This is a genomic window from Georgenia sp. Z1491 (assembly GCF_057652395.1).
This window is the reverse complement of record NZ_CM172729.1, coordinates 1216911-1239567: the sequence shown is the minus strand read 5'-3', so window position 1 is coordinate 1239567 and position 22657 is coordinate 1216911. Positions and strand designations below refer to the sequence as shown.

At 72.2% G+C, this 22657-nt stretch carries 20 protein-coding genes; 2 read left to right on the top strand and 18 right to left on the bottom strand.

All coding sequences use genetic code 11. From position 1 onward, the window contains the following. Positions 1-151: 151 nt before the first annotated feature. A complete protein-coding gene (locus AC24HA_RS05800; RefSeq protein WP_425709138.1) occupies positions 152-1048 on the top strand; it encodes an ABC transporter substrate-binding protein in 897 nt (298 codons plus the stop codon). Positions 1049-1089: 41 nt separating this feature from the next. Beyond that, positions 1090-2673, top strand: coding sequence for an MFS transporter (locus AC24HA_RS05795; RefSeq protein WP_425709139.1), 1584 nt, complete (start codon positions 1090-1092; stop codon positions 2671-2673). Here the strand turns inward: AC24HA_RS05795 and AC24HA_RS05790 are convergent. From AC24HA_RS05790 to AC24HA_RS05705, 18 genes are all read right to left on the bottom strand, one after another. Continuing rightward, a complete protein-coding gene (locus tag AC24HA_RS05790) occupies positions 2583-3026 on the bottom strand; it encodes an OsmC family protein (RefSeq protein WP_425709140.1) in 444 nt (147 codons plus the stop codon). The two genes, AC24HA_RS05795 and AC24HA_RS05790, sit on opposite strands and share 91 nt — an antisense overlap. Before the next feature lie 139 nt (positions 3027-3165). Next, positions 3166-3498 carry a transposase gene (locus tag AC24HA_RS05785; RefSeq protein WP_425709141.1) on the bottom strand — a complete coding sequence of 111 codons (333 nt, stop codon included), beginning with the start codon at positions 3496-3498 and terminating at the stop codon, positions 3166-3168. 239 nt (positions 3499-3737) lie between these two features. Then, complete coding sequence (locus tag AC24HA_RS05780; RefSeq protein ID WP_425709142.1) at positions 3738-4733, bottom strand: polyprenyl synthetase family protein; 996 nt, start codon at positions 4731-4733, stop codon at positions 3738-3740. Further along, a complete protein-coding gene (nuoN, locus tag AC24HA_RS05775) occupies positions 4730-6319 on the bottom strand; it encodes an NADH-quinone oxidoreductase subunit NuoN (RefSeq protein WP_425709143.1) in 1590 nt (529 codons plus the stop codon). The genes AC24HA_RS05780 and nuoN overlap by 4 nt, the downstream gene beginning before the upstream one ends. After that, positions 6316-7974 carry a complex I subunit 4 family protein gene (locus tag AC24HA_RS05770; protein ID WP_487563614.1) on the bottom strand — a complete coding sequence of 553 codons (1659 nt, stop codon included), beginning with the start codon at positions 7972-7974 and terminating at the stop codon, positions 6316-6318. The genes nuoN and AC24HA_RS05770 overlap by 4 nt, the downstream gene beginning before the upstream one ends. Positions 7975-8049: 75 nt before the next feature. Beyond that, positions 8050-10017 (bottom strand): NADH-quinone oxidoreductase subunit L, encoded by a 1968-nt coding sequence (gene nuoL / locus AC24HA_RS05765; RefSeq protein WP_425709145.1) that lies wholly within the window; start codon positions 10015-10017, stop codon positions 8050-8052. Between the two features lie 11 nt (positions 10018-10028). Continuing rightward, entirely contained in the window at positions 10029-10328 is a 300-nt protein-coding gene (gene nuoK, locus AC24HA_RS05760) for an NADH-quinone oxidoreductase subunit NuoK (protein ID WP_425709146.1), read from the bottom strand. Next, positions 10325-11317, bottom strand: a complete 993-nt coding sequence (locus AC24HA_RS05755; RefSeq protein WP_425709147.1) for an NADH-quinone oxidoreductase subunit J — start codon at positions 11315-11317, stop codon at positions 10325-10327. The genes nuoK and AC24HA_RS05755 overlap by 4 nt, the downstream gene beginning before the upstream one ends. Further along, positions 11314-12036 carry an NADH-quinone oxidoreductase subunit NuoI gene (nuoI, locus tag AC24HA_RS05750; RefSeq protein ID WP_425709148.1) on the bottom strand — a complete coding sequence of 241 codons (723 nt, stop codon included), beginning with the start codon at positions 12034-12036 and terminating at the stop codon, positions 11314-11316. The genes AC24HA_RS05755 and nuoI overlap by 4 nt, the downstream gene beginning before the upstream one ends. 1 nt (position 12037) lies before the next feature. Next, positions 12038-13402: an NADH-quinone oxidoreductase subunit NuoH gene (gene nuoH / locus AC24HA_RS05745; RefSeq protein WP_425709149.1), complete on the bottom strand. Its 1365-nt coding sequence runs from the start codon at positions 13400-13402 to the stop codon at positions 12038-12040. An 11-nt stretch (positions 13403-13413) separates the two neighbouring features. Continuing rightward, entirely contained in the window at positions 13414-16017 is a 2604-nt protein-coding gene (locus tag AC24HA_RS05740; protein ID WP_425709150.1) for an NADH-quinone oxidoreductase subunit G, read from the bottom strand. Then, the gene (gene nuoF, locus AC24HA_RS05735; RefSeq protein ID WP_425709151.1) at positions 16014-17339 is read right to left on the bottom strand and encodes an NADH-quinone oxidoreductase subunit NuoF; all 1326 of its coding nucleotides are present in this window, start codon (positions 17337-17339) and stop codon (positions 16014-16016) included. Before nuoF ends, AC24HA_RS05740 begins: the two co-directional genes overlap by 4 nt. Further along, positions 17336-18151, bottom strand: coding sequence for an NADH-quinone oxidoreductase subunit NuoE (gene nuoE / locus AC24HA_RS05730; protein ID WP_425709152.1), 816 nt, complete (start codon positions 18149-18151; stop codon positions 17336-17338). The genes nuoF and nuoE overlap by 4 nt, the downstream gene beginning before the upstream one ends. Continuing rightward, positions 18148-19491, bottom strand: coding sequence for an NADH-quinone oxidoreductase subunit D (locus AC24HA_RS05725; RefSeq protein WP_425709153.1), 1344 nt, complete (start codon positions 19489-19491; stop codon positions 18148-18150). Before AC24HA_RS05725 ends, nuoE begins: the two co-directional genes overlap by 4 nt. Beyond that, a complete protein-coding gene (locus tag AC24HA_RS05720; RefSeq protein ID WP_425709154.1) occupies positions 19491-20210 on the bottom strand; it encodes an NADH-quinone oxidoreductase subunit C in 720 nt (239 codons plus the stop codon). The genes AC24HA_RS05725 and AC24HA_RS05720 overlap by 1 nt, the downstream gene beginning before the upstream one ends. Then, the gene (locus AC24HA_RS05715; RefSeq protein ID WP_425709155.1) at positions 20207-20761 is read right to left on the bottom strand and encodes a NuoB/complex I 20 kDa subunit family protein; all 555 of its coding nucleotides are present in this window, start codon (positions 20759-20761) and stop codon (positions 20207-20209) included. The genes AC24HA_RS05720 and AC24HA_RS05715 overlap by 4 nt, the downstream gene beginning before the upstream one ends. A 64-nt stretch (positions 20762-20825) precedes the next feature. After that, entirely contained in the window at positions 20826-21188 is a 363-nt protein-coding gene (locus tag AC24HA_RS05710; protein WP_425709156.1) for an NADH-quinone oxidoreductase subunit A, read from the bottom strand. Between the two features lie 157 nt (positions 21189-21345). Next, positions 21346-22644, bottom strand: a complete 1299-nt coding sequence (locus AC24HA_RS05705) for a geranylgeranyl reductase family protein (protein ID WP_425709157.1) — start codon at positions 22642-22644, stop codon at positions 21346-21348. Positions 22645-22657 lie beyond the last annotated feature (13 nt).

The following is a 22657-nucleotide window of genomic DNA, read 5'->3' as shown; positions in this document are numbered from 1 at the left end:
TAAAGATCTACATAGAACTTCTATCGCAAGAACCCTCTGGTTCTCGCATATTGAGATTTCAACCATGGCACGATGTTCGCTTCGTCGAGTTATCTACCGTCCATCCCGAGCGTCCATATAGAACGTTCACCGACGACCATTGAGGTGAGACATGAGCACGATCAAGATCGAGACGCACGCCGCCGTCTTCTACCTGCCCTACTTCGTGGCGAGGGACAAGGGCTACTTCGCGGACGAGGGCCTCGACGTCGAGCTGGTCCCGAAGCCGGCGCCGCCGGAGGACGGCCTCGAGCTCATCGAGGAGCCTGCGGCTCAGGACTCGTTCCACACCTTCACGCTGTTCGAGTCCGGCACGACCCAGCTGTACAACGCGTGCGAGTGGGGGCAGCTCCGCCGCTCCCAGGACAGCAACCGCGGAGGCCGGGTGGTCGCCCGGCGCGCGGCCGTCGCGAGCCAGGCGATCGTCGTGCGCGGCGACTCGCCCCACAACGTGCCCACCGACCTCGCCGGGGTGCCCGTCGGGGTCAACTTCCACCACGGCTCGCACTACCTGGTGCTCCAGACGCTGGAGGGCTTCCTGCCCCGCACGGACATCAAGCTCCTCGGCGTCAAGGGCAAGAGTCGCCTCGACGCCCTCGCCGACGGGGACATCGAGGCGGTGGCGCTCATGGAGCCGTGGATCAGCGTCGCGGAGAAGCGCGGGTACAAGGTGCTCGCCGAGGCCCACTACTTCGGCGCCGAGGTCGCGGACGACGCGATCTCCCCCGACGACTTCGACCGGATCAACCGGGCCGTGAGCCGTGCCGTCGACACGATCCACGACGACATCCGGCCGTTCCTGCACTACTTCATCGAGCAGGCGGCGGGCGTGGAGGATCTGCGCCCCGAGGACCTGCGGCCGAGCCGGCTGCGCTACATCCACCCCGGGCCGTACCCGGAGGAGGACTACCACCGCATCCTCGACTGGATCGCGAGCTGGGGACTGATCCGCGCCGACGCCGAGTACGAGAAGCTGGTCGACAGCTCGAAGTTCGTCGACCTGCGGTGACCGGGCGCGCGACGGCGCCGCGGGGGCCGGCGCCGTCGCCCGTGCCCGTACGCGACCGTGTCCTCATCCTGTTCTGCGGGTTCACGGCCGGGATGCTGCTCCTGGACCTGCACAAGATCTCGATCGCGATCCCGTCGATCGACGCGGCCCTCGATCCCGGCCCGGTCCGGCTCCAGCTCGTCTCGGCCGCGTACGTCGTCCTCTTCGCCGTCACGCTCGTCCCGGCCGGGCGTCTCGGGGACCACGGATGGCGCCGCCGACTTGCGCTCATCGGCCTCTACGGATACCTCGTCTCGAGCGTGGTGTGCACGATCGCGCCGAACGCCGACACGGTCATCGTCGGACGCGCCCTGCTCGGGGTCTCGGCGGGTCTGCTGATGCCGCAGATGATGGGCATCGTCCAGGGGCGGTTCACCGGACCGGCCCGCGCACGAGCCTTCGGCGTGTACGGCGTGTGCGTCGCCTGCGCGACGGCGCTCGGCCCCAGCGTGGGTGGGCTCTTCCTGCTTCCCGGCATGTTCGGGTGGCGCGGCGTGTTCGCGATGAACCTCCCGGTCGGCCTCGTCCTCGTCCTTGCCGCGCACCTCCTGCTCAGCGCCGTCGACCAGCCCCGCCCGACGAGGCGCCGGCCCGATCTCGATCACGGTGGTGTCGTCCTGCTGTCCGGCGCCCTGGTCGGTTTCCTCCTCCCTGTCGTCCTCACGACGGGGCGTCCGGTCGACTCGCCCGGGCGCTGGCTGCTCCTCGTCCCGGCCGCCGCGCTGGCGACCACGTTCGTCCTGCGCACCCGTACGCGGGCCGCCGCAGGCCGCTCCCCCCTCATCAGTCCCGCGCTGCTCGCGCTGCCGTCGTTCCGCAACGGCGTGCTCATCTCGGCCACGTGGTTCGCCGCGGTGCCGGGCGCCTCGCTGGCCCTGACGATCTACCTGCAGCAGGTCGAGCACCTCAGCCCCCTGCTCGCGGGGCTCGTCCTGCTGCCCGCCGCCGTCGGCTCCGCGGTGGGCGCGGACATCGGCGGTCGCACCGTCACGCGGTGGGGCCGCCGGCTCACCGCGCTCGGCATGACGCTGACGCTCCTCGCCATGGCCGCCGTCGTGGTGCTCCTGCACGGCGACCTGCCGGGTACCGCCCTGCTCGCCGCGGTGTCGGCCCTCCAGCTGGTCTCCGGCGTGGGCACGGGCATGGTCGTCTCGCCGAATCACGCCCAGATGCTCGCCGACGTCCCACCGGCCCAGGGCAGCGCAGCCGGAGCCGTCGGACAGCTGGGCCAGCGGGTGGCGAACAGCTTCGGCGTGGCGGCCGCGTCGGTCGCCTACTTCACCGTGATCTACGGCGGCGGGTGGAGCGTGTCCGACGCTCCTCCCGCCGCCCACCTCGGCGCGACCCTCCGGGCGACTGCCGTGGCGATGTGCTTCCTGCTCGCCTCCCTCGCGGTCGCACTGGTCGACCTCCGTCGGCAGCGCGCCGGCGATGCTGGCCGCGCCGCCCTCGCCATCCGCGGCGACCGTCCGGCCGGTCGGGCGGGTCAGGCGGGTCAGGCGGCCATCGCGGAGGCGGGCACGGACCGGATCTCGACGTCGAGGACCGTCTCGACCGCGGGCAGGATGCGGCAGCCCTCCCGGTAGCGCTCGACCAGAGCGGCCGTGTCGATCTCGTCGAGTCCCGCCACGACGACCTCGACGAGGAGCCGGCCGGCCTTGATGCGCCCGCGGTGATAGCGCGTCGTGCGAGCGCGGACCTGGACCGAGAGGTCGTCCTCGGGATCGGCGTCGGGGCTTGCCCCGCTGCGCAGCGTGTTGACGAGGTTGACCGTGAGTGCCGAGACGAGCAGGTCGAGCGGCCCCGGCGCCCTGCCCGGGCCCCCGGTGGCCACCGACCCGTCGGCCAGCAGGGCGAAGCCCTCGCCCTGCACGGTGAACCGGCCACGGACGGCGGTGGTACACACGGTCACGGCACTGGAGTAGTCGAGTCCGGACATCGGTGCTCCTCACGCTCGGGTCGGGCGGTTCACCGGCAGTCTGCTCCGACGCGTGCCGCCCCCACCCGGACATGCCCCCGCAGGTCCAGATGCCGGGACGCCGGCGTGAGGGAGGCGCGGGAGGGTCACCGACGGGCGGTCAGCGCCGGGCGATCTCGGCGGCGAAGATCGCCGAGGCCCGTTTGAGGATCTCGATCTCCTCCTCGGCCCGTGCGAGCGCCCCCTCCAGCTCCGCGACACGTGCGACGAGATCCTCCTTGGGGGCCTGCCGCCACCGTGCCCGCGAGCTCGCGTCGAACATGCCGTCGTCGAGCCGCTTGGCCCACAGACGAAGGGACTGCTCCCCCACCTCGAACTCCTCCGCCACCTCGCGGAAGATCGCCCTGTTGCCCGGCTCGGCCTCGCGCCGTTCGACCACGCGGCGTACGGCTGCCTCGCGCAGCTCGTCGCTGTACTTCTTCTCGAACGGCATGGGGCCCCTTCATCCGGTCAGACCGTTGATCCCCCATTGTGGCGGAAGAGCGGGGTCTGGATCGGCAGACGCACGACAGAGCAGGTGCGGACCTCGACCGCCTGACCGAGGTCGAGCTCGGCGAACCGGAGCCGCGGCGCCGGGGGTCCCGGCGCGACAGCGGCGGGCAGCACCGCGCTCACCATCACGCGCGGCGAGCAGAACCGCGCTCATTCGTGGAGCAGAAGTCCGCTCGCTCGTCAGGAGATGCGGTCGACGAGCATCGTGGCGAGGTCGGTGAGGGCGTCCTTCACCTCGCCGTCGGGCAGGACCGCGAGCTCGGCGACGGCGTCGTCGGCCCAGCGCCGCGCGATCGCGCGGGACTCCGCCATGACCTCGTGCGCGCGCAGGGCCTCGACCGCGGCGGCGAGCTCGGCGTCGCCGGACAGGTCGCCGTCGAGCAGGGCCAGGGCCCGCTCCCCCGCCGGGTCGAGCGTGCCGGCCGCGCGCCGTGCGCGCAGGAGCAGTACCGGCATCGTCGCGACGCCCTCGCGAAGGTCGGTGCCGGGGACCTTGCCGGACTCCGCCGTGTCGGAGGCGACGTCGATGACGTCGTCGGCGAGCTGGAACGCCACGCCGACCTTCTCCCCGAAGGTCGACACGGCGTCGGCCAGGTGCGCCTCCGCACCGGAGAAACGCGCGCCGTAGAAGGCGGAGGCCGCGATGAGCGATCCCGTCTTGTCCGCGAGCACCCTCAGGTAGTGCTCGATCTCGTCCGACCCCTCGTCGGGGCCCACGGTCTCGTGGAGCTGCCCGAGGCAGAGGCGCTCGAACGTGGCCGCGTGCAGCATGACCGCCTCGGCGCCGAGGGAAGCCACGAGGGAGGACGCCCGGGCGAACAGCAGGTCCCCGGTGAGGACGGCGACGTTGTTGCCCCAGACCACGTGCGCGGCGGGCACCCCGCGGCGCACCTCGGCCGAGTCCATGATGTCGTCGTGGTAGAGCGTGGCCAGGTGGGTGAGCTCGACCGCGACGGCCGCGCGGACGACCTCGTCGCCGACGCCCGACCCGAGCTGGGCGGTGACGATCGTGAGCAGCGGGCGCAGGCGCTTGCCCCCGGCGTCGGACAGGTGGGCGGCCGGCTCCTCGGTCAGCCGGTCGGCGCCGCGCACGGCCGCCGCCAGGCGCTCCTCGACCTCGGTCAGGGCGGGGTCGACCTGATCGAGGCGGGCGGAGAGGAGCTCGAGCCGGGTCACAGGACGAAGACCGCCGCGTCGGTCAGGAGCTCGAGCACCGGACCAGGGTAGACGCCGAGCGCGATCGTGGCGACGGCGCACACGACGACGGCGACGATCGTCAGGCCCTCGGAGGACACGACCGTCACGCCCTGCTCCTTGGGCTCCTCGAAGAACATGAGCTGGACGAGGCGGAAGTAGAAGAACGCGGTAGCGGCCGACGCCAGGACGGCGAGCACCACGAGGATCGCCCCGCCGCCCGCGATTCCGGCGCTGAACACGGCGAACTTCCCGACGAAGCCGGCGGTGAGGGGGATGCCCGCGAAGGACAGCAGGAAGACGAGCATGGCCACCGCGAGCGCCGGTCGGCGCCGCCCGATGCCGGCCCACTGCTCGATGTGCGTGGCCTCGCCGGTGACGGAGCCGGAGGCGTCGGTCTCGCGCACGAGGGTGACGAGGCCGAACGCGCCGACGGTCGCGACACCGTAGGCGAGCAGGTAGAAGATCACCGAGCCGATGCCCTGGGTCGTCAGCGAGAAGACGCCGATGAGGACGAAGCCCGCGTGGGCGATCGAGCTGTAGGCGAGCATCCGCTTGATGTCGGTCTGGATGACACCCAGCACGGTGCCCACGAGCATCGTGAGGATGACGATCGTCCACACGACCGGCTCGAGGTCCCAGCCGAGCCCTGGGGCCACGACGTAGACGAACCGGAGCATCGCGCCGAACGCGGCGATCTTGGTGGCCGCGGCCATGAACCCCGTGACGGGGGTCGGTGCGCCGGTGTAGACGTCCGGCGTCCACGCGTGGAACGGCACGGCCCCGACCTTGAACAGCAGGCCGACGAGCACGAGCACGACGCCGGGCAGGAGCAGCGAGTCCAGCCCCGGCGTGGCCGGGACGGCCGCGGCGATGTCCGTGAGGCGCAGCGAGCCCGCGAACCCGTAGAGCAGCGCGATGCCCATGAGGAAGAACGCCGACGCGAACGCCCCGAGGATGAAGTACTTGATCGCGGCCTCCTGGGACAGGAGACGTCGACGACGCGCGGTCGCGGCCAGCACGTACAACGGCAGGGAGAGGACCTCGAGGGCCACGAAGAGCGTGATGAGGTCCCCGGCCGCCGGGAAGACCATCATGCCGGTCAGCGAGAAGAGCGTGAGCGGGAAGATCTCCGTCTGCGTGAGCCCGGCCCGGGTGGCGGCCTCGCTCTCGGCCGATCCCGGGCGGGCCGCAGCCTGCGGGGTGAAGGCGCCGTCCCGGACCTCCGTGCGGTCCGCCATCACCAGCAGGGCGAGCAGCGAGCTGACGAGCAGCACGGCCTGGATCGCCAGCGACGGCAGGTCCTCGACGTATGCGCCGCCGGTGACGACCTCGGTGGGGGCCTCGGCGCCGTGGACGCTCGCGAGCCGCCACACGACGGCGACGAGCCCCGCGGCGACCGCGAGCAGCGCGAACGGCACCTGCACGGTGCGCCGCACCGTGCGCGGGAGGAACGCCTCGAGCAGGACGCCGACGACGGCCGCCCCGCCGACGATGAGCACCGGGACGAGCGGCGCCCAGGCGATGGTGGGTGCGACGAAGGCGGTCGCGGACAGGGCGGCGGTCACAGGGCGCTCCCCACGGTCGTGATCGGGCTGGGCTGGGAGGCGGTGTCACCGGCGTCGTCGGCGAGGACGACGGTCTGCTCCGCGACGGGCCGGACGAGCTCGACCACCGGCGCCGGGAAGAGTCCCAGGGCGAGGACCGCGGCGACGAGCAGGCCCATCACCGTGCGCTCACGGCCGTCGAGGTCGGGCAGCGCGAGCGGCCGAGGGGGTGCGTCGTCGTCGGGCGCCGCGCTCGCGGTCGAACCGGTGTCGCTCGCGGCCGTCCCGGTGCCGGCCGCGCCGCTCGAAGGCGCGGCGTTCCCCGAGGCGGCCCCGACGGTCGCCGTCGCCCGGGCGGGCGTCGCGGCCAGCGGTGCGGGGCCGGTGAAGATGCGCTGGTAGGGCATGAGCACGTACAGGGCGGCGAGGACGACGCCCAGGACGGCGAACGCCGCGGCGACCCAGCTGACCTCGAACGTGCCGAGGAGGACCATGTACTCGCCCCAGAACCCGGACAGGCCGGGCAGGGCGATCGAGGCCAGGCCCATGACGAGCCACGTGCCGGCGAGGACCGGGACCACGCGCTGGTAGCCGCCGAAGGCGCCGATGCGCTGCGTCCCCCCGCGGCGCACGAGGTACTCCGAGCCGAGGAACATGCCGGCCGTGGACAGGCCGTGGGCGACCATGTAGAACATCGCGCCGGTGAGGGCCAGCTCGGAGCCGACGAAGACGCCGAGCACGATGAAGCCGAAGTGCGACACGGACGTGAACGCGACCAGACGCATGACGTCCTGCTGGCCGATCGCGAGGAACGCGCCGTAGAGCACCGAGATCACGGCGAGCACGATCATCACCGGGGCGGCCCAGGCCACCTGCTCGGGGAAGATCGTCAGCAGCAGCGTGATCATGCCGAACGTGCCGACCTTGTCCATGACGCCGACGAGGAGCGTGGACACGCCGCCCGGGGACTGCTCGGCGGCGTCGGGCAGCCACGTGTGCACCGGCACCATCGGCGCCTTGATGGCGAAGGCCACGAGGAACGCGAGGAAGATCAGGCGCGCCGCCCAGTCGGACGAGCCGGCCATCGTGCCGGCGAGGTTCTCCACGAGGAAGCCCTCGGGTCCGCCGGGGCCCTCGAGGTACAGGGCCACGACGCCGGCGAGCATGATCAGCCCGCCCGCGAGGGAGTACAGGAGGAACTTGATCGCGGCGGCGCGGCGGCGGGGCCCGCCGTACATGCCGATGAGCAGGAAGATCGGCAGGAGCATCGCCTCGAACAGGACGTAGAAGAGGAAGACGTCCCGCGCGGCGAAGACGGCGAGCAGGATCCCCTCCAGGACGAGGACGAGCCCGACGTAGGTCGAGGTACGACGCTCGGTGGTCGCCTCGTCGTCGCCCGCGCGGACGGGGACGCCGGAGATGAGGACGACCGGCACGAGGAACGCCGTGAGCAGGACCATCGTCAGGCCGAGCCCGTCGATGCCCAGCGCATAGGAGGCGCCGATCTGCGGGATCCAGGCGACCTGCTCGGTGAGCTGGTGCTCACCGGCGGCGCCGAGGTCGAAGTCCGTCACGACGGCGGCGATCGCGCCGAGCAGGACGAGCAGGCTGACGCCGAGCCCGACCGGCCGGGCGACCCGGCGCAGCGCGGGGACGAAGAGCAGCGCGCCGGCCATCACCGGGACGGCGACGAGCAGCGTGAGCCACGGGAGAGTTGCGGTGTTCACAGGTTCTGTTCCTCTTCCCTCGGCCTAGAGCCGCCAGGCCAGGACGGCGAGCAGGGCGAGCACGGTGCCGGCCATCATCAGTGCGGCGTAGCTGCGGACGAATCCGTTCTGGAGCTTGCCGAGCAGGCGACCGAGGCCGGCCGTGGCGCCGCCGGTGCCCATGACGGCGCCGTCGACGGCCAGCTGGTCGACCTCGACGAGGCCGCGCGTGAGCTGCTGGCCCGGGCGCATGAAGATCCCCTCGTTGACGGCGTCCTGGTACAGGTCGTTGCGGGCGGCGGTGACGAGCACGTTGCCGGCCGGTGCCACCGCGGGGACCTCGCGGCGGGCGTACATCGCCCACGCCACGAGCGCGCCGAGAACGACGATCGCGATGGTCGCGCCCATGATGACGGGGACCGCGAGGACGGGGGCGTCGTGCTCGTGGTGGCCGGTGACCGGCTCGAGCCAGCCGACGAGCCCGCCGCCGAGCTGGAGCGCGAACCCCAGGCCGACCGAGCCGATCGCGAGGACGATCATCGGCACGGTCATGAGCAGCGGCGACTCGTGGGGGTGGACCTCCGAGCCCTCCTCCGCCGTCGTCCAGCGCTTCTTGCCGTGGAAGGTCATGAAGAACAGCCGCGACATGTAGAAGGCGGTGATCCCGGCGCCGATCAGGGCGACGAGGCCGAAGACCCAGGGCTCCCAGCCGGCGTGGCCGGCCTGCGGGACGAAGGCGGTCTCGATGATCTTGTCCTTCGACCAGAAGCCGGAGAACGGCGGGATGCCGAGGATCGCGAGCCAGCCCAGGCCGAAGGTGGCCCACGTGATCGGCATGACCTTCGACAGGCCGCCGAACCGGCGCATGTCGACCTGGTCGTTCATGCCGTGCATGACGGAGCCGGCGCCGAGGAACATGCCGGCCTTGAAGAAGCCGTGCGTGACGAGGTGGAAGATCGCGAACGCGTAGCCGATCGGGCCCAGCCCTGCGGCGAGGATCATGTAGCCGATCTGGGACATCGTCGAGGCGGCGAGGACCTTCTTCAGGTCGTCCTTCGCGCAGCCGACGATCGCGCCGAACAGCAGCGTGACCGCGCCGACGATCGCGACGACCATCCGGGCGTCGGGCGTGAGGTCGAAGATCGGGCCCGAGCGCACCACGAGGTACACACCGGCGGTGACCATCGTGGCGGCGTGGATGAGCGCGGAGACCGGGGTCGGGCCGGCCATCGCGTCGCCGAGCCAGGCCTGCAGCGGGAACTGCGCCGACTTGCCGCACGCGGCGAGCAGGAGGAGCAGGCCGATCACGGTGAGCACCGCGGTGGAGGCGCCCGGGGCGGCCTCGGCGACCCCGGCGAAGCTCACGGTGCCCAGGCCGGCGAACATCGCGCCCATCGCCAGCAGGAGCCCCATGTCCCCCACGCGGTTCATGACGAACGCCTTCTTCGCCGCGACCGCGTACTCGGGGACCTGGTTCCAGAACCCGATGAGCAGGTAGGACGCGAGACCCACGCCCTCCCAGCCGATGAACAGCACGAGGTAGCTGTCGCCGAGGACGAGCAGCAGCATCGCCGCGACGAAGAGGTTGAGGTAGGCGAAGAACCGGCGGCGGTCGCGGTCGTGCGACATGTAGGCGACCGCGTAGACGTGGATGAGCGTGCCGACCAGCGTGACGAGCAGGACGAACGTCATCGACAGCGGGTCGACGCGCATGCCGAGCGAGACGTCGAACGTCCCGGCCGGCAGCAGGTCGTACAGGTGGAGGTCCATGACGCGGTCGGACGCCTGGCGGCCGACCATGTCGACGGCGATCCAGGCGGCGACGACGAAGGACGCGGCCGAGGCGGCGACGCCGAGCCAGTGGCCCCAGGCGTCGGCGGCGCGGCCCGCGAGCAGCAGGACGGCGGCGCCGACGAGCGGGACGGCGACGAGCAGCCAGGCCAGGTTCGCCGGGCCGTCGGCGGCCACGGGCGCGGCGACCTCGGTGACGGCGTGAAGGGTGGGGACGTTCACTCCTGCTCCCTTCAGCTCTTCATGAGGTTGACGTCGTCGACCGAGGCGGTGCGACGGGTGCGGAACACGGACACGATGATCGCCAGGCCGACGACGACCTCGGCCGCGGCGACGACCATGACGAAGAAGGCCGCGACCTGGCCGCTCAGGTCGCCGTGCACGCGGGCGAACGTGATGAGCACGAGGTTGGCCGAGTTGAGCATGAGCTCGACGCCCATGAGCTGGACGATCGCGTTGCGGCGCACGAGCACCGCGGTGGCGCCGACGGCGAAGAGGATGCCGGCGAGCACCACGTAGTTCATCGGGTTCATCGGTCGTCCTCGGCGGTCGTCTCGGTTCTCGGTGCGGCCTCGCGCGCGGCGCGGCGGCGGGCGGCGACCTCGCGGCCGGGCGAGCCGGGCACGAGCGGGGTCGGGGCCGGCTCGCCGGGCATCGAGGGCAGGCCGGCGCGCGTGACGCCACGGGTGGCCTCGCCGCCGTGCAGGCCGCGAGCCGGCTCGGTGCGCGCGCGGGCGACGGCGGCGACCGTCTCGGGGCTGACCTCGCCGATGGTGCGCTCCTGGCCGCGGACGCGCAGCACGCGCGGCACCGACTCGACGATCGGCTCGCCGGTGGCGGACAGGGCGGGCAGGTCGGCGGCGTTCGACCGCGCGTAGACGCCGGGGGTGGGCAGCTGGCCGAGCCGGCCGCCCTCCTCCTTGAACGTCTTCATCTTGGCGGCCTCGACCTCGACCTGCGTGACCTTCGGGGACAGTCGCTCGCGGTGGGTGAGCACGACCGCGCCGAGCGCGGCCGTGATGAGCAGCGCGCCGGTGAGCTCCATCGTCAGCACGAAGTCGCCGAACAGGACGCGGGCGACACCGACCGGGTTGGAGTCGGCGTTGGCGGCCGCCAGGCCGGCGGGCTCGGTCAGGCCCACCGCCTGCAGCGCGACACCGACGAGGACCGCGATCAGTCCGAGGCCCGCGACGACGGCCACCCACCGCTGGTGCGCGATCGTCTCGTGCAGGGAGTCCGCGGCGTCGACGCCGACGAGCATGAGCACGAAGAGGAACAGCATCATGATCGCGCCGGTGTACACGACGACCTGGACGACGCCGAGGAACGGCGCCCCCTGCGCGACGTACATCACCGCGAGGCAGAGCATGACGAGGATGAGCGACACGGCGGCATAGACCGCTCGCCGGGCGAAGATCAGGCCCGTCGAGGCGATCACCATGACCGTGGCGAGCACCCAGAACAGGGCGGTCTCGCCGGTGCCGATCTCCCCGGGCACCGTCATGACGGGGGTGGTGCTCATCGCTCGCTCCCCCTCGCGGCGCCGGCGGACGCGGCCTCGCGCGCCGAGGCGAGCGTGGGGTCGTCCGGACGGTGGGTCTCGACCCACTCGACCTGCTCGGCCGTGGGGCCGGTGACCTCGCCACGGTAGTAGTCGGCGTCCGTGGCGCCGGAGACCATCGGGTGCGGGGCGGCGAGCATCCCGTCGGCCATGGGGGCCAGCAGGTCACCCTTCTCGTAGATGAGGCCCTCCCGGGTGGGTCCGGCGAGCTCGAAGTCGTTGGACATCGTCAGTGCACGGGTCGGGCAGGCCTCGATGCAGTACCCGCAGAAGATGCAGCGCAGGTAGTTGATCTGGTAGACGCGGCCGTAGCGCTCGCCGGGCGAGAACTGTCCCTCGGGGCCGTTGGCGCCGGCCTCGACGTAGATGGCGTCGGCGGGGCACGCCCACGCGCACAGCTCGCAGCCGATGCACTTCTCGAGGCCGTCGGCGTACCGGTTGAGCAGGTGCCGGCCGTGGTAGCGGGGCTGCGTCGGCGGCTTCTCGAACGGGTACTGGACGGTGCGCGAGGGTCGGAACATCGACGAGATCGTCACGCCGAACCCGGCGACGGGCGCGAGCAGGGACCCGATCGGGCCCGGCTCGTCGGGGGCGAGGCGGATCTCCTCCTCGCCGTTGCGCACGACGACGTCGTCCGCCGTGATCCGGCCTCTCGGCTCGGGGCGCTTCTCGTCAGCCATGTCAGGCCTCCTCGGTGGTGGCGTCGGGGGCGGTCTCGTTCGCGGCGGCGCTCGCCCGTGCGCTGCTGGCCACGACGGGCTCACCGGCCTGGGCGGCGCGCCGACGGTCCGCCCGCGGCGACGGCGGCAGCGTCTGCCCGGGCAGCGGCGGGACGGGGAAGCCCCCGGCGAACGCGTCGAACGGCTCGGGCTCGTCCGGCTCGGGCTCGGGCTCCTTCTTCTCCGGGAGGAGGAAGGTGACGATCATGACGACGAGGAGCAGGCCCGCGATGACGGCGAGCAGCTGCCACAGCTCGAGGTCGGAGAACTGGCGCACGCCCTGGATGATCGTCACGGCGACCAGCCAGACGAGCGCGGCCGGGATGAGGATCTTCCAGCCGAGGTTCATCAGCTGGTCGTAGCGCACGCGCAGGAGCGTGCCGCGCATCCAGATCATGACGAACATGCACGCCCAGACCTTGAGCCAGAAGACGAGGAACCCGACGACCGGGGCGGCCCACCACACGATGTGGTCCGAGAGGAACGGGATCCGCCAGCCACCGAGGAACAGCGTCGTGGCCACCGCCGAGACGTTGAACATGTTGACGTACTCGGCGAGGTAGAACCACGCGAACTTCATCGAGGAGAACTCGATGGAGTGGCCGGCGACCAGCTCGCCCTCGGCCTCGGGGAGGTCGAACGGCAGGCGGTTGACCTCGGCGACCATCGAGATCACGTAGATGACGAACGCGGGCAGCAGGGAGATCGCCCACCACACGTTGGTCTGGGCGTCGACGATCTGGGACGTGGCCATCGAGCCGGACACGAGGAAGACCGAGACGAGCGCGAGCCCCATGGAGAGCTCGTAGGAGATGACCTGGGCCGAGGAGCGCACGGCGCCGAGCAGCGGGTAGGTCGAGTTCGACGACCAGCCGCCGAGCACGATGCCGTACACGCCGAGCGCGGTGATCGCGAGGATGTAGAGCACGGCGACCGGCATGTCGGTCAGCTGCATCGGCGTCCACCACGTGGGGTCCGCGCCGTTGGTGATGGCCGGGCCCATGGGGATGACCGCGAGGACCATGAACGCGCAGAACGCGGCGATGCCGGGCGCGAGCATGTACAGCACCCGGTCGGCGCCCTTGAGCTGGATGTCCTCCTTGAGGACGAGCTTGATCGCGTCGGCGACCGCCTGGAACAGACCGAACGGGCCGAGGACGTTGGGGCCCTCACGGGTCTGCATCTTGCCCAGCCCGCGGCGCTCGACCCACAGCGCCATGAGGACGCCGGTGAGCAGCAGGGCGACGATGATGACGGCCTTGATGAGGGAGATCCACCAGGTGTCGTGGCTGAAGTCCGCCGTCGGCAGCGCCGATGCGGTGGACATGACCGGGGCGATCACTGCTGGACCTCCGTGCTGGTGACGGTGACGACGCTGCCCGCGCCGGCCCCGGTCTGCGCCCGCACGGCGCTGCCCGGGGAGTTCTCGGGGACCCACACCACGCCGTCGACCATGCGGGTGACGGTCAGCGGGAGGGTGAGCGAGCCGGTCGGGCCGGTCACGCGGACGCGGCCGCCGTCGACGGCGCCGACCGCACGTGCCGTGGCCGGGGAGAGCCGGACGACCGGCCGGTGCGCGGTGCCGGCGAGGTGCGGCTCGCCGTCCTGGCCGCGGCCGGCGTCGAGCTGGAGCTTCCAGGTCGCGAGGACCGCCTCGCCCGGCCCGGGGGCGGGCACCTGGGCCGGCGCCTCGGTGGGCTCGGCGACCGGCCCGTCCCACGGGTCGAGCTCGGCGAGCTCGGCGTGGAGCTCGGCGAGGGTGGCCAGGCCGAGGTCGCGGCCCATCTCCCGGGCGAGGTCGGCGAGCACGAGCCGGTCCGGCAGCGCGTGGGAGGCGAGCACCTGGCCGAACGGCCGCACGCGTCCCTCCCAGCTGACGAACGAGCCGGCCTTCTCCACCGGCGGCGCGACGGGCAGGACGACGTCGGCGAGCTCGGAGATCGCGTTGCGCCGGACCTCGAGCTGGACCAGCACGTCGACCTGGCCGACGGCGCGCAGCGCGGCGGCGGGGTCCATCATGTCCAGCGTCTCGACGCCGCCCACGAGCAGCCCCGTCAGCTCGCCGGAGGCGGCCGCGAGCAGGATCTCGCGGTGCGAACGGCCGGGCGCGTCCGGGAGGGAGTCGATCCCCCACACGGCGCCGGCGTCCGCGCGCGCGGCCGGGTCGACCACCGGGCGGCCGCCCGGCAGGAGGTTCGGCAGCAGACCGGCGTCGACGGCGCCGCGCTCGCCGGCGCGCCGGGGCACCCAGGCGAGGCGGGCACCGGTCCGGTCGGCGAGGCGCTGGGCCGCGGTGAGCGCGCCCGGCAGGGCCGCCGCGCGCTCACCGACGAGGATGACGGCACCGGGGGCGGAGAGCTCCTCGACCAGCTCGGCGCCCAGGGAGTCGAGCGCCGTGGCCTCGCCGCCGGGGGCGACCTCGACGACGTCGGCGCGCATCTTGGTGGTGCCGCGCGTGGCCATCGGGGCCAGCGTCGTCACCCGGGTGGTGCCGGCGAGGACGCCCTTGCGCAGGCGGAGGAAGATCGTGCCGCACTCCTCCTCCGGCTCGAGCGCCACGAGCAGGACGCGTCCCGCCCGCTGGAGGTCGGAGTAGGTGACCCCCAGCCCGGTCGCCGCCACGTGGGTACCGAGGAAGTCGGCCTCCTCGGCGCTGTGCGGGCGGGCCCGGTGGTCGACGTCGTTGGTCCGCAGCACCGTGCGGGCGAACTTCGACCAGGCGTAGGAGTCCTCGAGGGTGAGGCGGCCGCCGGGCAGCACGCCGACGCCGCCGGCCGCGGCGGCGCGCGCCAGCTCGGAGCCGGCGACCGACAGGGCCTCGGACCAGCTGGTCTCGTGCAGCTCGCCGGTGGCCTGGTCGCGCACGAGGGGCATCCGCAGGCGGTCCGGCGCGTCCTGCCAGTGGTAGGCGAACCGGTCCTTGTCGGTGATCCACTCCTCGTTGACCTCGGGGTCGTTGCCCGCGAGGCGGCGCACGACGGCGCCGCGGCGATGGTCGATCCGGATCGCCGAGCCGCCGGCGTCGTGCTCGGCGACGGACGGCGTGGAGACGAGGTCGAAGGGGCGCGACCGGAACCGGTACATCGCCGACGTCAGGGCGCCGACGGGGCAGATCTGGATGGTGTTGCCCGAGAAGTAGGACGTGAACGGGCGGCCGGAGGTGTCGGCCTCCGCGGCGCCCATGGGCGCCGTCGCGTGGCCGGAGGTGAGACCGGCGACGCCGTCGGGCCCCGCGAAGGGGACGCCGGTCGCGTCCGGGAGGCCGTCGTCGGCGAAGTCGAGGACGTCGGCGTCGAAGCCACCGACCTGGGAGCCGTTGAGCGCGTGGACCTCGCGCCCGGGGGTGCCGCCGCCACGGCCCTGGAGCGCGATGAAGGCGTCGCCGGCGATCTCGGAGGAGAACCGGGTGCAGCGCTGGCACAGGATGCACCGGTCGCGGTCCAGCAGGATCTGCGTGGAGATGGCGATCGGCTTGGGGAACGTCCGCTTGACGTCGACGAACCGGCTCTCGGCGCGGCCGTTGCTCATCGCCTGGTTCTGCAGGGGGCACTCGCCGCCCTTGTCGCACACCGGGCAGTCCAGCGGGTGGTTGATGAGGAGGAACTCCATGATGCCGTGCTGGGCCTTGTCGGCCACCTCGGACGTGTGCTGCGTGGCCACGACCATGCCCGGCGTGAGCTCCATCGTGCAGGACGTCTGCGGCTTGGGCATCGCCTTGAGGTTGCCCTCGCGGTCCGGGCTGGAGACGTCGACGAGGCACTGGCGGCAGGCGCCGGCGGGCTTGAGCAGCGGGTGGTCGCAGAACCTCGGCACCTGGATGCCGACCTGCTCGGCGGCCCGGATGATGAGCGTGCCCTTGGGCACGGACACCTCGCGGCCGTCGATCGTCGCCGTGACGAGCTCGGGGGCCGCGGGCGCGGCCTGCTCCTGCGTCTGGGTCATCGCACACCTGCCTCGTGGAAGATCGCCGACGCCTCGTAGGGGAAGAGCTCCCGTGCGGGCGTGTGGCAGCCGGCCTCGAACTCCTCGCGGAAGTGCTGGATGCCGGACTGGATGGGGGTCGCCGAGGCGTCGCCGAGCGCGCAGAACGAGCGACCCGCGATGTTGGCGGACACCTCGAGGAGGAGGTCGACGTCGGAGGGCAGCCCGCGGCCGTCCTCGAGGCGGTGCATGACCTGCTTCATCCAGAACGTGCCCTCGCGGCAGGGCGTGCACTTGCCGCAGGACTCGTGCTGGTAGAAGTCGGTCCACCTCGAGATGACCCGGACGACCGAGACCGTCTCGTCGAACACCATGAGGGCACGGGTGGCGAGCATCGACCCGGCGGCGCCGACCGACTCGTAGTCGAGCGGGACGTCGAGGTGCTCGTCGGTGAGGATCGGCGTCGAGGAACCACCGGGCGTCCAGAACTTCAGCCGGTGGCCGTCGCGGACCCCGCCGGCCATCTCGACGAGCTCGCGCATGGTGATGCCGAACGGTGCCTCGAACTGGCCGGGGTTGTTCACGTGCCCCGAGACGGAGAACAGGCCGTGGCCGGCCGACTTGTCGGTGCCCATGGCGGTGAACCAGTCCTGGCCGCGGGAGAGGATGCCGGGCACGGACGCGATCGACTCGACGTTGTTGACGACCGTCGGGCGGGCGTAGAGACCGGCGACGGCGGGGAACGGCGGCTTGAGGCGCGGCTGGCCGCGCAGGCCCTCGAGGGAGTCCAGCAGCGCCGTCTCCTCGCCGCAGATGTAGGCGCCGGCGCCGGCGTGCACGGTGATCTCGAGGTGGTAGTCGCCGTCGGGGCCGAGCCCGGTGCCGATGAGCCCGGCCTCGCGGGCCTCCCGGACCGCGGCGAGGAGGCGCCGGTAGACGTGCACGGTCTCGCCCCGCAGGTAGACGAACGCGTGGTGGCCGCCGATGGCGTAGCTGGTGATGGCCATGCCCTCGATGAGGGAGTGCGGGTTGGCCAGGAGCAGCGGGATGTCCTTGCAGGTCCCGGGCTCGGACTCGTCGGCGTTGACGACGAGGTAGCGCGGTCCGCCGTCGGCGGGCGGGAGGAAGGACCACTTGAGGCCGGTGGGGAAGCCGGCGCCGCCGCGGCCGCGCAGGCCGGAGCCCTTGACGAGGTCGACGACGTCGCCGGGCGCCATCGTCAGGGCCTTCTCCCACCCCTCGTACCCGCCGTGGTCGCGGTAGGTGCCCAGGGTCCAGGAGCGCGGGGCGTCCCAGATGTCGGAGAGGACCGGCGTGAGGGTGCCGGGGCTGGTGAGTGTCACTTGTCCTCCTCGGAGACCGCGCGGCGGGCCGCGCCTGGGTCGGACTCGCCGGACGTGGGCACCTGGTGGGCGGCGCTCGAGCCCGTGTCACCGACGGGTGCGGCGCCCGCGGCCTCGGCCAGCGGGGCGTGCCGGTCGGCCTCGTGGCCCTCGTGCGGGGACGTCCAGCCGTTGGCGCGCGCGATGCGCAGCCCGAGCAGGCTCGCCTCGCCGGCACCCGGGCCCTCGTCCGCCCGGCCGTCCTCGAACCCCGCGAGCACGCGGGAGATCTCCTTGAACGTGCCGACCGTGGTGGCGCCGCGCGTGGGGTGGACCGGGCGTCCGGCGGCGATCTCGTCGACGAGCTGCGTGGCCGAGGTCGGGGTCTGGTTGTCGAAGAACTCCCAGTTGACCATCACGACCGGCGCGTAGTCGCACGCCGCGTTGCACTCGAGCTGCTCGAGGGTGATCCGGCCGTCGGCGGTGGTCTCGTCGTGGCCGACCCCGAGGTGGTCGGAGAGCGTCTCGAAGATCTGGTCGCCCCCCATGACGGCGCACAGCGCGTTCGTGCAGACGCCGACGTTGTACTCGCCGTTGGGGTGGCGCTTGTACTGGCTGTAGAACGTGGCGACGGCGGAGACCTCGGCGCGGGTGATCCCCAGCGCCTCGGCGCACGCGGCGATGCCCCGGGCGGAGACGTAGCCGTCGACGGACTGCACGAGGTGCAGCATCGGCAGCAGGGCCGAGCGGGGCTGCGGGTAGCGGGCGACGATCTCCGCGAAGTCGGCCTTCAGCGACGTGGCGAGCTCGGGCGCGTAGGTCTGCTCGGTCATCGGTCCACTCCTCCGAGGACGGGGTCGAGCGAGGCGAGGATGACGACGACGTCCGCCAGCTGGCCGCCCTCGCTCATGAGCGCCATCGACTGCAGGTTGGAGAAGGACGGGTCGCGGAAGTGCGCCCGGTAGGGGCGGGTGCCGCCGTCGGAGACGAGGTGGACCCCCATCACGCCCTTCGCGTGCTCGATCGCCACGTGCGCCTGGCCGGGCGGCACCCGGAAGCCCTCGGTGACGAGCTTGAAGTGGTGGATGAGGGACTCCATCGACTCGCCCATGATGTGGCGGATGTGGTCCAGGGAGTTGCCCTGGCCGTCGGTGCCGACGGAGAGCTGGGCCGGCCAGGCGATCTTCTTGTCCGCGACCATGACCGGCTGCCCCGCGGAGGCCTCGAGGCGGTCGAGCACCTGCACGATGATCCGCAGCGACTCGAAGCACTCGTCGAAGCGCACCGCCACGCGGTTGTAGGCGTCGGACCGGTCCCGGGTGATGACGTTGAACTCGTAGGTCTCGTACCCGCAGTACGGGTCGGTGCGCCGCAGGTCCATCGGGAGGCCGGCGGCGCGCAGGCAGGGTCCGGTGAGCCCCAGGGCAAGGGCCCCGGGCAGCGAGATGACGCCGACCCCGACGTGCCGCATCTTGTAGATGGGGTTCTCCATCGCCAGCGTCATCATCTCGACGACGGACAGCCGGATGTCGGCGAGCCGCTCACGGACGAACTCCACGGTGCCGGGCGGGATGTCCTGCGCGACGCCCCCGGGGCGGATGTAGGCGTGGTTCATCCGCAGGCCGGAGATGCGCTCGAAGATGTCGAGGACGTTCTCGCGGCCCCGGAAGCCCAGGGTCATGAGCGTGGTGGCGCCGAGCTCGTTGCCGGCGGTGCCCAGCGCGATGAGGTGGGAGCTGATCCGGTTGAGCTCCATGAGGAGCACGCGGATCTGGTTGGCCCGCTCGGGGATCTGGTCGGTGATGCCGAGGAGCTTCTCGACGCCGAGGCAGTACCCGACCTCCTGGAAGAACGGCGCCACGTAGTCCATGCGCGTGCAGAAGGTCACGCCCTGGGTCCAGGTGCGGAACTCCATGTTCTTCTCGATGCCGGTGTGCAGGTAGCCGAGGCCGACCCGCACCTCGTGCACCGTCTCGCCGTCGATCTCGAGGATGAGGCGGAGCACGCCGTGCGTGGAGGGGTGGACGGGCCCCATGTTGACGACGATGCGCTCCTCGCCGAGGCGCTCGGCCTCGGCGGCGATGTCGGACCAGTCGCCGCCGTCGGCGACGAAGTCCGGCTCCTCGTCCGCGAGCGCGGGCCCGGGGGCGCTGGGCATGGTGGGGGCGGACATCAGCTGTACGACCTCCGGGTGTCGGGCGGCGGGACGGTGGCGCCCTTGTACTCCACAGGGATGCCGCCGAGGGGGTAGTCCTTGCGCTGGGGGTGCCCGACCCAGTCGTCGGGCATGAGGATCCGCGAGAGCGCGGGGTGGCCGTCGAACACGATGCCGAACAGGTCGAACGTCTCGCGCTCGTGCCAGTCGTTGCCCGGGTAGACGCCGACGACCGACGGGATGTGCGGGTGGGCGTCGGGGCAGGTGACCTCGAGGACGAGCTGGCGGGTGTGCGTGATGGACAGCAGGTGGTAGGAGGCGTGCAGCTCGCGCCCGGTGTGCTCGGGGAAGTGGACGCCGGAGACGCCCAGGCACAGCTCGAAGCGCAGGTCCTGGTCGTCGCGCAGCGCTCGGGCCACGGCCACGAGGTGCTCCGCGGCGATGTGCAGGGTGAGCTCGGAGCGGTCGACGACGACGCGCTCGATCGCGGCGTCGGGGTCGATGCCCTGCTCGGTGAGCACCTCGCGGAGCACGTCGACGACCTCGTCGAACCAGCCGCCGTACGGGCGCTCGGCGTGCGGTGGCTCGGTGACGGCGACGACGAGCCCGCCGAAGCCGGAGGTGTCGCCGGAGCCCTGGACGCCGAACTGGCCGCGGCGCACCGCCACGACGTCGAGCTCGGTCCGGCCCTGCGGGTCGGGTGCGGCGATGTCGCCGCCGGCGTCGGTCCCGCTCACGCCAGCTGCCCCTTCATCTCGTGGGTGGGGGTCGCGCCGAGGGCGGCCTGCTCGGCCGCGCGGGCGGCCTCGACCCGGTTGACGCCCAGCGGCGCGTGCTTGATCTGCTTGCGCAGCTCGAGGATCGCGTTGATGAGCATCTCCGGCCGCGGCGGGCAGCCGGGCAGGTAGATGTCGACCGGGAGGACGTGGTCGACGCCCTGGACGATCGCGTAGTTGTTGAACATCCCGCCCGAGGAGGCGCACACGCCCATGGAGATCACCCACTTGGGGTCGGACATCTGGTCGTAGACGTTGCGGATGACGGGGGCCATCTTGTGGCTCACGCGCCCCGACACGATCATCACGTCGGCGTGCCGGGGCGAGGCGCGGAAGACCTCCATGCCGAAGCGCGCCATGTCGAAGCGCGGCGTGCCGGCGGCCATCATCTCGATCGCGCAGCAGGCCAGTCCCATCGTGACCGGCCACTGGGAGTTCGACCGGGCGAAACCGGCGACGGCCTCGACGGTGGTGAGACCGAAGCCTGCGGGGAGCTTCTCTTCGATGCCCATGAGCAGTCCTTTCGGGAGGAGGGTGGCGGGGGGCGGGCGGGTGTGCCGAACGGTCAGCGGTCGGTCAGTCCCACTCCAGTCCCCCGCGCCGCCACTCGTAGATGTAGGGCACAGTGATCAGCGCGATGAACACGAGCATCGCGACGAGACCGAAGGCGGCCAGCTCGGTGAAGGCCACCGCCCACGGGTAGAGGAAGACCACCTCGATGTCGAAGATGATGAACGTCATCGCGATGAGGTAGTACTTCACCGGGAAGCGGCCGGCCGAGGGGGCGCGGGGCGTGGGGTCGACCCCGCACTCGTAGTTGGCGACCTTGACCCGGTTGTAGCTCTTCGGGCCGATGATCGCGCTGGCGCCGAGTCCGCCGAGGGCCAGGGCCACCGCGACCACCATCATGATGAGCAGCGGCACGTAGGGGTTGGTCATACGTCCTCCGTCGACGTCCTCGGGGCGGCGGTCCAGCCGTCGCGCGGTGTCCTCGGCCGCGCACGCCGTTCCCCGCTTCCAGGGTAGACGTTCGCGTGTCGCGTCCCGACACGTCCGGCATCGGCGCGGGCGCGGACGAACAGGTCTCGAGGAGTGGTCATGACGCGGGTGCCGCCTTCGCGAGGGCGGCGATGAGGCGGTCCATCCAGTCCCCGCCGCGCGGGTCGTAGCCGTCCGCGAGCAGCTTCATGACGAACTGCATGAGCACGGGGCGCGGCAGCCCGTACTTCACGCACGCCCGCATGATGCGCGGGTGGCTGATGACGTGGGCGAAGCCCCGGCCGAGGGTGAAGTAGCCGCCGAGCTCCTCGCGCATGATGCGCGGGTAGGTGCGCAGGGCCTTGACGCGCTCGTACTCGGAGGTGCGGGCGAGCGCCTGCCCCATGACGTCGGCGGCGACCCGGCCGGACTGCAGCGCGTAGGCGATGCCCTCGCCGTTGAACGGGGAGACCATCCCGCCGGCGTCGCCGAGCAGCAGGAGCCCGTTCGCGTAGTGGGGCGTGCGGTTGAACGCCATGGGCAGGGCGGCACTGCGCAGCTCGCCGACCTGGTTGTCGGGGGTGAAGCCCCACTCCTCGGGGACGTTGCGCATCCACGTGGCGAACAACCCCTTGTAGTCGAGCCGCGTGGGCGCGGCCGTGGGCGACAGGGTGCCGAGGCCGACGTTCGCGGTGCCGTCGCCGAGGGCGAAGATCCAGCCGTAGCCGGGCTGGAGGTTCGACTCCCCCGGCTTCCCGTCCCACAGCTCGAGGAACGACTCCATCATCGGGTCGTCGTGCCGCGGGGTGCGGAAGTACGTGCGGATCGCGACGCCCATCGGGCGGCCGGCGTCCTTCTCGATGCCGACGGCGGTGGCGAGGCGGGCCGAGACCCCGCCGGCGTCGACGACGAGGGGGGCGCGGTAGGTGACCTCCTCGCCGGTCCGGCGGCCGCGCTCGTCGACGGGCCGGGCGGTGACGCCGACGACCCGCCCGGTGCGCTCGTGCCGGACCGCGCCCGTGACCGAGACGCCCTCGCGCAGGTCGGCGCCGGAGGCCTGGGCGTGCCGCGCGAGCGTCTCGTCCAGCCCGGTGCGCGCCCGGGCGAGCCCGTAGGAGGGCATCGAGGCCAGCTCCGGCCACGGGATCTCGATGCGGTGGCCCGCCCCGGACGTGCGCAGCCCGTAGTTGCGGATCCAGCCGTCCTCCTCGCGCGTGGGCACGCCCATACGGATGAGCTCGGCGACCGCGCGGGGGGTCAGGCCGTCGCCGCAGACCTTGTCCCGTGGGAAGCGAGCCTTCTCGAGGACGACGACCCGGTGCCCCTGCTGCGCCATGTAGTGCCCGACGCTCGCGCCCGCCGGACCGGCGCCGACCACGAGGACGTCAGCCTCGTCGACGACTGGTGCGGGAGGCACGGTCGAGCTCCTT

Coding starts and splice junctions, on each gene's coding strand:
- AC24HA_RS05800 (WP_425709138.1), top strand. CDS start 152: ATGAGCACGATCAAGATCGAGACGCACGCCGCCGTCTTCTACCTGCCC.
- AC24HA_RS05790 (WP_425709140.1), bottom strand. CDS start 3,026: ATGTCCGGACTCGACTACTCCAGTGCCGTGACCGTGTGTACCACCGCC.
- AC24HA_RS05785 (WP_425709141.1), bottom strand. CDS start 3,498: ATGCCGTTCGAGAAGAAGTACAGCGACGAGCTGCGCGAGGCAGCCGTA.
- AC24HA_RS05770 (WP_487563614.1), bottom strand. CDS start 7,974: ATGGCCGGCGCGCTGCTCTTCGTCCCCGCGCTGCGCCGGGTCGCCCGG.
- nuoK (WP_425709146.1), bottom strand. CDS start 10,328: ATGAACCCGATGAACTACGTGGTGCTCGCCGGCATCCTCTTCGCCGTC.
- AC24HA_RS05755 (WP_425709147.1), bottom strand. CDS start 11,317: ATGAGCACCACCCCCGTCATGACGGTGCCCGGGGAGATCGGCACCGGC.
- nuoI (WP_425709148.1), bottom strand. CDS start 12,036: ATGGCTGACGAGAAGCGCCCCGAGCCGAGAGGCCGGATCACGGCGGAC.
- nuoH (WP_425709149.1), bottom strand. CDS start 13,402: ATGTCCACCGCATCGGCGCTGCCGACGGCGGACTTCAGCCACGACACC.
- AC24HA_RS05740 (WP_425709150.1), bottom strand. CDS start 16,017: ATGACCCAGACGCAGGAGCAGGCCGCGCCCGCGGCCCCCGAGCTCGTC.
- nuoE (WP_425709152.1), bottom strand. CDS start 18,151: ATGACCGAGCAGACCTACGCGCCCGAGCTCGCCACGTCGCTGAAGGCC.
- AC24HA_RS05725 (WP_425709153.1), bottom strand. CDS start 19,491: ATGTCCGCCCCCACCATGCCCAGCGCCCCCGGGCCCGCGCTCGCGGAC.
- AC24HA_RS05715 (WP_425709155.1), bottom strand. CDS start 20,761: ATGGGCATCGAAGAGAAGCTCCCCGCAGGCTTCGGTCTCACCACCGTC.
- AC24HA_RS05710 (WP_425709156.1), bottom strand. CDS start 21,188: ATGACCAACCCCTACGTGCCGCTGCTCATCATGATGGTGGTCGCGGTG.